Origin of the sequence: Pedobacter sp. UBA5917 (assembly GCF_002432345.1) — a bacterium.
Lineage (GTDB): Bacteria > Bacteroidota > Bacteroidia > Sphingobacteriales > Sphingobacteriaceae > Pedobacter.
In genome coordinates this window covers 1-9824 of the sequence record NZ_DJDT01000129.1, presented here as the reverse complement: position 1 = coordinate 9824, position 9824 = coordinate 1, and the positions used below count along the sequence as shown (strand labels likewise).

At 39.5% G+C, this 9824-nt stretch carries 8 protein-coding genes; 4 read left to right on the top strand and 4 right to left on the bottom strand.

The features are described 5' to 3' along the window. Together B2V92_RS07870 and B2V92_RS07865 are read left to right on the top strand one after the other, a co-directional pair. Positions 1 to 1049 (top strand): acyltransferase family protein (locus B2V92_RS07870; protein WP_293306580.1); only part of this gene is annotated, 1049 nt, incomplete at its 5' end. Between the two features lie 152 nt (positions 1050 to 1201). Continuing rightward, positions 1202 to 1450: a helix-turn-helix transcriptional regulator gene (locus B2V92_RS07865; RefSeq protein WP_293306578.1), complete on the top strand. Its 249-nt coding sequence runs from the start codon at positions 1202 to 1204 to the stop codon at positions 1448 to 1450. 50 nt (positions 1451 to 1500) lie between these two features. On the opposite strand, the gene B2V92_RS07860 is transcribed toward B2V92_RS07865, so the two are convergent. Next, positions 1501 to 2130 carry a TetR/AcrR family transcriptional regulator gene (locus B2V92_RS07860; RefSeq protein ID WP_293306576.1) on the bottom strand — a complete coding sequence of 210 codons (630 nt, stop codon included), beginning with the start codon at positions 2128 to 2130 and terminating at the stop codon, positions 1501 to 1503. Positions 2131 to 2552: 422 nt separating this feature from the next. Here B2V92_RS07860 and B2V92_RS07855 point away from each other — a divergent pair, with 422 nt between their 5' ends. Both B2V92_RS07855 and B2V92_RS07850 read left to right on the top strand, forming a co-directional pair. Next, the gene (locus B2V92_RS07855; RefSeq protein WP_293306574.1) at positions 2553 to 4373 is read left to right on the top strand and encodes a M60 family metallopeptidase; all 1821 of its coding nucleotides are present in this window, start codon (positions 2553 to 2555) and stop codon (positions 4371 to 4373) included. 534 nt (positions 4374 to 4907) lie between these two features. After that, positions 4908 to 5708 carry a M12 family metallopeptidase gene (locus tag B2V92_RS07850; RefSeq protein ID WP_293306572.1) on the top strand — a complete coding sequence of 267 codons (801 nt, stop codon included), beginning with the start codon at positions 4908 to 4910 and terminating at the stop codon, positions 5706 to 5708. Between the two features lie 94 nt (positions 5709 to 5802). On the opposite strand, the gene B2V92_RS07845 is transcribed toward B2V92_RS07850, so the two are convergent. The 3 genes from B2V92_RS07845 to B2V92_RS07835 form a co-directional block, all read right to left on the bottom strand. After that, a complete protein-coding gene (locus B2V92_RS07845) occupies positions 5803 to 6240 on the bottom strand; it encodes a GNAT family N-acetyltransferase (protein WP_293306570.1) in 438 nt (145 codons plus the stop codon). A gap of 7 nt (positions 6241 to 6247) precedes the next feature. Then, positions 6248 to 6865 carry a class I SAM-dependent methyltransferase gene (locus tag B2V92_RS07840; RefSeq protein ID WP_293306568.1) on the bottom strand — a complete coding sequence of 206 codons (618 nt, stop codon included), beginning with the start codon at positions 6863 to 6865 and terminating at the stop codon, positions 6248 to 6250. Positions 6866 to 7322: 457 nt separating this feature from the next. After that, positions 7323 to 9476, bottom strand: a complete 2154-nt coding sequence (locus tag B2V92_RS07835; protein ID WP_293306566.1) for a GH92 family glycosyl hydrolase — start codon at positions 9474 to 9476, stop codon at positions 7323 to 7325. Positions 9477 to 9824: the final 348 nt, after the last annotated feature.

Below are 9824 nucleotides of genomic sequence, written 5' to 3'. Positions count from 1 at the left end.
CAGCCATTATCGTGGTAACCTTCCACCTTACCGAACCCTTAGGAACAGGCCACCTGGATATATTGGTTAATCATGGCTATCTGGCAGTTGATTTTTTCTTTCTGCTGTCGGGTTTTGTAATTGGTTACGCTTACGATGACCGTTGGCATAAAATGACGATTGGTACTTTCTTCAAACGCCGCATCGAACGGCTGCAGCCTATGGTGATATTAGGTATGACCCTGGGCGCAATCGGATTTTATTTTACAGACTCAACCATCTGGCCGCTCATCCATACCGTTCCGTTGTGGAAAATGTTACTGGTAATGCTTATCGGTTATACCATTTTACCCATTCCTTTATCAATGGATATAAGGGGCTGGGAAGAAATGCATCCGCTCAATAGCGTTGGCTGGTCGTTGTTTTTTGAGTATGTTGCCAATATCATGTACGCCATCGGCATCCGCAAATTTTCAAAAACGGCATTGGGTATTTTGGTTTTTATTGCTGCTGTAGCGTTAGCACATCTGGCCATTACCAGCCCTGGAGGGGATGTAAGCGGTGGCTGGACACTCAACTGGGAACAGGTACGCGTGGGCATTACACGTACCATGTATCCATTTTTTGCAGGACTGCTTCTCTCACGGATTGCAAAACCGACCCGCATTAAAAATGCCTTTTTATGGTGCAGCCTGTTGGTGGCCATTGTTTTATACATGCCGCGCATAGGTGGAGCCGAACATGTTTGGATGAATGGCATTTATGAATCGGTATGTATCATCATTGTTTTTCCGCTAATTGTTTACCTGGGTGCAAGTGGCATTATTAAAAGCGAAACAGAGCGTAAGCTTTCCAAATTCCTGGGCGATATATCCTATCCGCTTTATTTGGTACACTATCCGTTGGTGTATTTTTATGTGGCCTGGATCAGTAATAATAAAGGCGTAACCATTGTTCAGGCCTGGCCTTATGCGCTATTAATTTTGATCGGCAGTATTGTGCTGGCTTATGTTACTTTGAAATGGTATGATGAGCCTGTTCGCAAATGGCTGAGAAAAAAACTTGGCTAAATGGGGCATTATTGTACTGCCCGTCAATAAAAAATATGATAAAATAGTGCTAAATCGTACCTCTGGAAGTTGGATTTTCGGGCTGAATATGATTAAATTCGCCCCCGAATAAATTTAGCGGCTAAATAGCCCACAGAGAAACCAAACATAAAATGGAAGAAAACGATTTTGTATCTATCTGGCTTGAAGAAAGTGGAAACCCGGCCATTGAAGAACTTGCAAAGGCCAATGCCGAAATTTCAGATAAAACAGCAAAAATATTAGCTGAAAAAGCACTTACCGGCAAAGATCTTTCTGTAATGGTAGATATCAATCCGATAGAAATAGAAAGGTGGCTTAACGGCAGGCATACTTTTAGCATTAATGTATTAAAAGAAATCTCGGCCAAACTAAACGCGTAGAAACGCAGCAATTTAGCTTTACACTTAAACCGTATGTTTTTAACTGCGATTTAAGTGTAGGCCCAATCGATGATCTGTTTCAGCGATTTCTTTATTTCTGCCTGTCCTTCCTCTCCCTTAACATCAATACCACAAAAAGTGCCATTATTCTGCGAGTAAAGCGAAAGGTAGTATATACCACTGATCAGGATGGCTTCGATAGCACGGAGATTTTTATCCTTACCCTTAAAATGATCGTCGTAAACACTCGCAAAGAGTTTTTCGCCTACTTCTTCACGCTGACGGTTAAGCTCTTTTAGCGGCTCAAAGTCTTCAGAAATGCCCCAGGTAATGATCTTTCTCATTTCTTCGCTGCCCATTAGCGCATCTAACTGATCTATAAGCAACTGATAAGCCATTTTCTGACCAGCATCGGCCTTGTTCTGCTCAATAACATACTGGGTTTGCTCTTCGCTAAATCTCCAGTAATCTTTGGTAAAAAGATATTCTTTTACAAGTCCTTCCAAACCGCCAAAATATTTATACACCAGTTTTCGGTCTACATTGGCTTTTGCTGCAACCTGCATTACATTTAAACCCGCAAAACCGCTTTCGGTTAGGATAATGCCAAGCGAATCTATAAGTTTTTGTTTTGTTCTTTCTTTGTTTCTTAGAGGTCCGTCGGTTATTTTTCTACCCATTGAAATGCGTTTTAACGCGCAATTTGCAATTTTCTCCTTGATTTTTCAAATCATTACGGTCTTATCTTTTATTTTTTGGTAAATGCATGTTCATCTGGCTTATAATAATCAATAACATTTGATTTAACTATCTTTTAAGTAGATAAGTAATAACTGATTATCCATAAAATGATCTACTGTTTCAAAATCAATTCCATTTTCTTGGCCATTACTTTATATCGTCGAAAACAGGTTATTAATCAAACGTTTGCGCAGTCTTTTATCCTTTAAATATTTGTAATTATAAATACATTCGATTGACAGTTTAAGCAGACTTTTTATTCTTTCTTCAAACTGCTAAAAGGTATAACGGGAATTAGTGTAGTGGAATATTCTTGACCAAAAACAAAATAACAATCAAATATTTACCAAACCTAAAAACAATGAACAAAACATCCCTACTCTTTATCGCAACGGCAATAATCTCCCTCAGTGCCTGCAAAAAGGCAACTGTATTGCCAGAACAGGTTGATACCGGTAAAACAGCAAAGCGTGCTGCACTGTTATCGGCCAGCCAGACCAATGTTTTCAATGTAACCGAAAAAATTAACGCCTCAATTGAAAGGGACCGTTTAAAAAATGGCTATTATTTAACCGATTTTACTGCAACGGGGCTGTATATGGCGCCGAATGCTACTTTAGACATTACCGTAGAGCAGACAGCAGGTACGCGCTTGCCAAAATTGCTCATCGGTACCTATTCGAGATACGGTACATGGAATGCACAGCCAACAGTTGTACAGTTAACCGCGGGTACAAATACCATTACCAATGCAGCCGGGGGGCTTTTATGGTTAAGATATACCAATGCTACAACCGGATCAACAGCAAAAGTAACTTTCAACAATGGTTACCAATATGCACCTTATTTTAAACTGGGCGTAACCTCAAATTCCGATTGGATCAACCAGCTGCAAACCTACACAACACCTGATGTGGTGCTCGAAGGCAGCAACTGTGTAATTGTAGTATCGCGCACAAAAGCCATTCAGTACCAGAACGAAGACCAGGCGGCAGTGCTTAATAAAATTACCCAGGTTATTGCGCTGGAGGATGACCTTAATGGTTTGGATAATTCGTTACCTGCCCATGCTAAAAATGTACATACTTATCTGTTAACCCAACATGAGGATCCTAATTATTATTTCTTTGCCTACGATTACCGTACGGCTTATACCACATCTGATGTAAATGCCATTTTAACCCTCGATGCCGTAGGTACCAATGGTTGGGGTGTATGGCACGAATTAGGGCACCAGCACCAAATGATGTGGCGTTGGGGTGGCCTGGGTGAGGTTACGGTAAATCTTTACAGTTTATATGTTCAGCGTACCCTTACTCCTGCCGTTAACAGATTGGTTAATGATGGTGTTTGGCCCAAGGTGTTTACCTATTTGGGTAAAGCCGCTGGTACAAAAGATTATAATGGGGCCGCAGGTTATGCAAACCCCTTAACCGATGTTTGGATCAGGTTAGCTATGTTCCAGCAGTTAACCCTGGCTTATGGCGATAATTTTTATAGAACACTGGCCAAGAACATGCGGGTAGAAAACCCAACATTATCAACCGACGACGACCGTATGCGGTACTTTATGTTAAAAGCCTGTAATATATCAGGCAAAAACCTAAGTAATTTTTTCCAGAAATGGGGATTAAATCTTTCTACCACTGCAGCTACCACACAAATTTATGCTGATATAGCTGCTTTAGGTTTACCTGCCCCTACTACTGATCCATCAACTTTACAGGATAATGTGGCTCCACTTACAGAATTAAGCAAAAGTGGCTGGAGTATAAATTCTTTCAGTTCGGAGGAAACCAGTGGTGAAGGTGCAATAAATGGCCGCGCAGCAACATTGATTGATGGTAGCCAGAGTACTTTCTGGCACTCGCGATGGACAAGTTCGGCAACCAGTTATCCGCATCAGGTTGTGATTGATCTGGGTTCAAATAAATCTGCCAAAGGTTTAAGCCTGGTACAAAGAAGCAATTTAAGCAGGGCAGTTAAAAACTTTCAGGTATTAACCAGTACCGACAATGTTAATTTTACAGCCGTAAACAATTATGTTGCACAAAATGCTACCGGAGTACAATATTTTGATTTTGGTGGCGCCAAAACATTAAGATACCTAAAGGTAATTGCCAATTCCGCGCATGATGGTTTGCAGTTTGCCTCGTTAGCAGAGTTGGGATTGTATAATTAATATAGGATAATACCTATCTGATAACAAAAACAAATAAAGCCCCAGGTAAACCTGGGGCTTTATTTGTTGAATAATGTCTTAAATCTGATTATAAAAAATAATAATCACATATGATTAAGGACCTAAAGCATATGCACTATTTTGCTTTTCATGTAAAATTTACAATAATAATACAGCTTACAGCTAATTAAACAGTCACGCTGTCTTATTTCATGTAAAAAAACAAATTTCGTTTCAAACAAAACATTTTACACTTCTATATTTGAAGCACGTCCCAAATAATATTTACAGTTAAAACAAAAGGCAATATTATGAAGGATATTCTTATTTCTAAACAGGCAAAAAGCCAAATCTTAATCTCATCAGGCAAAATATCAAAGCCCGCAGTTAGCTGGCCAATATCCCTGTAAGCTTTTTTCAGTATAGTATAAATACGCGCAAGTCATCCTCTGATTGCATTGTGCTTAAATTTTTATACCAACCGCATTGATCAATAAAACCTAAAACAATTATTAACCTTTAAAACCTAAAACAATGAAAAACATTTTTTTGAAATCAGGCTTGTCGCTAGCACTGATCATTACCATGACAGTAAGTTGTAAGAAAAATGCTGAAAAAACATTACCTGACAACACCGATCTAAAAACCGAAAAAACGGAAATGAATGAAAACTTCAGCTGTAAGATGTTGGGGGTGATTGCCAGTGGTCCTACAACGGAGGCAAATGCAACAACAAGGTGGAAATGGCCTAACGGAAGTACTGTTAAGGTTCGTTTTATAGGTGGCTCTGTCTTTGTTCGTAATAAGGTAAAACAATATGCTAAAAGCTGGGAACCCTATGCCAACATTACTTTTTCATTTGTTGCCGATAATGCTGCCGCCGACATAAAAGTTGGCTTTGATGAACCGGGTTATTGGTCTTACCTTGGTACTGATTCCAAATCGCGTTCAAAATCGATGAATTATGGTGGATTCGACAATAACACTTTCGAAACAGAATTTAGGAGGGTAATAGTTCATGAGTTTGGCCATGCACTTGGATTAGAGCATGAACAAGCACATCCTGACGCGAATATTCCATGGAATACCCAAGCAGTTTACAATTATTATATGGGTGCTCCAAATTACTGGACCAAAGAGGAAATAGATTATAATGTACTTGCGGTAAACTCTAGAACAGGATTAAGTTACAGTGCGTATGATTCAAAATCAATTATGCATTATCCTGTAGATGCACGTTTTACGACCAATAATAAGGCAATTGCTACCAACAACACTACTCTTTCGCAAGGTGATATTGCTTTTATTAAAACATATTATCCTGGCAGAGGCTAATTATTTTCGGGAGAAATCCTAATAAATTAAACAAAAACAAAGCAGGTATATTCTGTTCTAAACAGCTTCCTATTTAAACTGGGAAGCTGTTTGTTTAAATATTACGGATCATTTGATGATGCAACTCCGTATCTCCTTTCATTTTAAATCCAAGTTTTTTGTAAAAAGTTAATGCCTTAATATTAATTTTAAACACCTGTAATTCAATCGGTTTATTTATTAAAACTGATCGCTCTATAATATCCGTCATAGCCGCCGTACCCAATCCATGTCTCTGCGCATTTTTGCTGATTAAAATGCTTTTGACAAAAACTGTCCCATCGTTTTCCAAAACATCGATTAAGCCCACTTCCATATTATCGTCATCCAGAATAAAGCTCATGTTGTCTGGATTAAAATCCAAACGATGGAATTTAAGCTGCACTTCATCATCCCAGCCCCATATTTCTTCTATATAAGGCTTTATCGAATTTGATTTGATATCGAAAGCAAGCTGAAAATCTGTTATAGTGGCCTTGCGGTATTTAATCATGATGCCTTTATTTCCTGCATTTAATCAGGTAAAATGATTGGTTTTCTTCAATTTCTGTTATTTCAAATAATCCGTATTCGCCAAATTCGGTTTTTACTGATTCCTGATCATAAAAATAGATCTGCGCTCCCTCAAATAGCTCATAACGGTCTGTACTGATCAGTTTCCCCTTGCCATAAGTGTTCGCCTTTTTAGAAATAGCGGTAAATACCATATAGCCTCCATCTTGTAACTGGTGATAACAATCGCTGATCAGCTTTTTTCTTTCTGCACTATCCAATAAATGGATCAGCGCATAACAGAATATTCCATCATAAGTATTTTGATCAAATGGCATATCGGTTACCGATCCGTGATGGATCAGCATACTTTCCCCATAATGTTTTTTCGCAAGCGCTATTGCGGTTTCCGAAATTTCAATACCGGTTACTACCATTCCGTTATCCCTGAAAATCTGGGCATTACGACCATATCCGATTCCGGGGATCAGTATATTTTTAACCGAATGATGAAGAAAGAAATCTTTGGTCAATACCGCCGAAAGTGCGGGTTCCAAGCCCCACATTTCCTGTTTTTCGCCAAAGGCACTCTCCCAAAATTCTGGTTTTTCAGTTTTATTTTCCATGATTTATGCTGTTAGCTAAAATTAATACAGCAACATAAGATTATGAACAGAAAAAAGTCAATTTTTCAGCAGATTCCATAGGTTTCAGAAAATACTTCTTGCTGTAGCACCTCCATGGCCTCACTTCTGGTTGTAGCGTCTCGCTACGACCTAAAAATAAACTTCACGAATAAAATTCTTTTTAGTTTGGATGAAACCAGCGAGAACTTCGCGTTAGGAATTGTAAGGGTTTAGTGCCGATCCTTCATCGGTACCGAAGCAAAGCGGAGCCCTGAAAAGTCCGACCCTTTTCCGATTTTTCATCGGGAAAAGGGTAAGGCCCAAATTATTAAAGAGGTTAATTCACCTAAATAAAGAAATAAATTACCGCAAATAAAGGTTTTTTTAAAGTCTTAGCGAGACGCTAAGACTAGAAGAGACCTCGCAGGTTTTTAAAACCTGCGAGGTCTAAAGAACATTATTTAGTGTTGATCACTACATTTCCTCCGTTCTTAAACAGATCATGCGAAATAAAATAGCCCTGGTTGGTTTTTCCATCTACTTTAATATCGGTAATTCCCCTGCCCCTGCCCGGTTTACTGATGGTTAACAGTTTACCGGTATTTGTCTTCCATTTTACTTCATCAAAAAGTGGCGCTGTTACAATATAATTCGGATCAGTAGCCGAAAACGGATATAATCCTAAAGCGCTGAACACGTACCAGGCCGACATCTCCCCTGCGTCATCCATCCCAGAAAGTGCCAAACCATCACTGCCAATACCATAAAGTTCATTGAGGATTTTATCGATTATCTTTTGCGATTTTTCAGGTTTGCCGATAAATGTATAAGCAAAAGGAGCTTCGTGATCAGGTTGATTGCCCTGGCAGTATTGTCCAATCATCGTTTCTACGTTACGTGCAATGTATTTCGGGTTCCATGGTACGGTAAATAACGAATCTAATTTAGATTCAAAGCCATCGGCACCACCATACAGATCGATCAGACCTTTCATGTCATGTGGTGCATAAAACGATACCTGCCAGGCATTGGCTTCCCTGTACATGTATTCGTAATATGGATATTGCGGATTAAAAGGCTTAATCCAGTCGCCATTATCCAATCTGCCCCGCATAAAACGGGTATTGGGGTCGAACATGTTCCTGTAATTTTTCGATCTGGCCATCAGGATGCGGTAGTTTGCCGTATCGCCCAGTTTTTTCGCAATCTGGGCAAGCGAATAATCATCGTAAGAATATTCCAGCGTTTTGGATACACCCGCTTTCGCCTTCGTTTCTACGTGTGGATTTTTAACATCCGGATCAGAAATATAACCTTTCTCAATATACTCCTTTATGAACGGACGTGCACCACCCTCAACATTGGCATTACGTAATAAGATCTCGTAGGTTCCTCTCACATCAAAATTATCAATCCCCCTTAAATAGGCACCTGCAATTGACGATGCCCCATGATCTCCGTGGAAAAAAGTCGGAATAAATCCGGTTTTATCACCCACATCCTTCATCGATTTAATTACATCCAACGTAACTTTAGGTGTAATCAGCCCTAAAAGTACATCCTTATTGCGGTAGGTATCCCAAAGTGATGGTTCAGTATAATAATTGAAGTTACCTTTGATTACATTGCGTTTTGCATCTTTAAATTCGCCATTTACATCGCTGCGTAATGCCGGCCATAGAAACGAGCGGTAAAGACACGAATACAGCATCTGCTTTTGTTTTTCCGTACCACCTTTTACCTGAATGTTTGATAAAAGTGATTCCCATTTTGCGATAGCTTCGTTACGGATCTGCGCAAAAGTTTTATTGCCGATTTCTTTTTCCAGATTCTCTTTGGCATTGGCCGTACTCACAAAAGAGAGTCCGATTTTTAGTTCTACCGGACCGGTACTTCCGTCGGCCAAACGGACAATGGCATAACCAGAACGTTTGCCAACATCTGTTTGATCGAGTTTATCTATCTTGCCATTGATGGTTGCATAAAAATAAATGTTCTCACCACCCTGAAAGCCCTGCACGGCTGAAGTACCTACCTGTTCGATGTTCCAGGTAGAAACACCGCTATTGGCTTTCCCCAAAAGAAATAATATCTGCCTATCGTGATTGTTTTTGTATTCATATTGATGAAAGCCGGATCTTAAAGTTGAAGTAAGCTTTACATTAACCTTATAATCATCAAGATAAACCTGATAATAGCCCGGTGCCGAACTTTCATTTTTGTGCGAGAATTTTGACCCGAACTTTTCACCTGAGTTAGAGAGTGGTAAGATTGGGATGTTGCAAAGGTTCCAATGGCCTTTATTGGTATGTGCGAAACCATAAATGGTATCATCTTCGTATTCATAGCCAGCTCCCGAGCCAAACTCCGTAATGGGACTTAATTGCACCATGGCATTGGGTAACGAACTGCCCGGAAAAGTTAATCCTGCCCACGAGCGCCAACCCTGCGGAAGCTCATAGCCTAATATTTTAGGATCAGTGAGTGGAGCTGTACCGATAAAGGTATTAACATACCTGGTAAAATTTGTTTTGCCTTGACTTTGAGCCTCATCGCCCGTTAGTACATTTAGAAATAAGATAAAAAATAGAAATTTGGTTAGTGATTTCATTTTACATAAAACGATTTAGTGTGTAGAACCAAATATATAAAATCTATTAAATCCATCCGTTAAATATCATAATAGTTACCATTCATAAAACTCGTTATTGCGAACCGAAGCGCTGGGATTGTGGACAGCGTGAAGCAATCTTTCACTCGGGCATTAGAAGGACATTAATTAAGGACAGATTTCTTCATTCCCTTCAAAATGGCGGAGCAATGAAAAAAAGGAAGATCCTTCGCTATGCTTCCATTAACAAACTCTAAAAGGAAACTCGTCATCTCGACTGAAACGCGACCTGTACCGATTTTTCATCGGTAGTGGAACGCCCGCCTGCTTCGGGCAGGGAGAGATCTA

Excerpts from the sequence above, each read along its gene's own strand:
- B2V92_RS07865 (WP_293306578.1), top strand. The coding sequence starts at position 1,202 with ATGGAAGAAAACGATTTTGTATCTATCTGGCTTGAAGAAAGTGGAAAC.
- B2V92_RS07860 (WP_293306576.1), bottom strand. The coding sequence starts at position 2,130 with ATGGGTAGAAAAATAACCGACGGACCTCTAAGAAACAAAGAAAGAACA.
- B2V92_RS07855 (WP_293306574.1), top strand. The coding sequence starts at position 2,553 with ATGAACAAAACATCCCTACTCTTTATCGCAACGGCAATAATCTCCCTC.
- B2V92_RS07850 (WP_293306572.1), top strand. The coding sequence starts at position 4,908 with ATGAAAAACATTTTTTTGAAATCAGGCTTGTCGCTAGCACTGATCATT.
- B2V92_RS07845 (WP_293306570.1), bottom strand. The coding sequence starts at position 6,240 with ATGATTAAATACCGCAAGGCCACTATAACAGATTTTCAGCTTGCTTTC.
- B2V92_RS07840 (WP_293306568.1), bottom strand. The coding sequence starts at position 6,865 with ATGGAAAATAAAACTGAAAAACCAGAATTTTGGGAGAGTGCCTTTGGC.
- B2V92_RS07835 (WP_293306566.1), bottom strand. The coding sequence starts at position 9,476 with ATGAAATCACTAACCAAATTTCTATTTTTTATCTTATTTCTAAATGTA.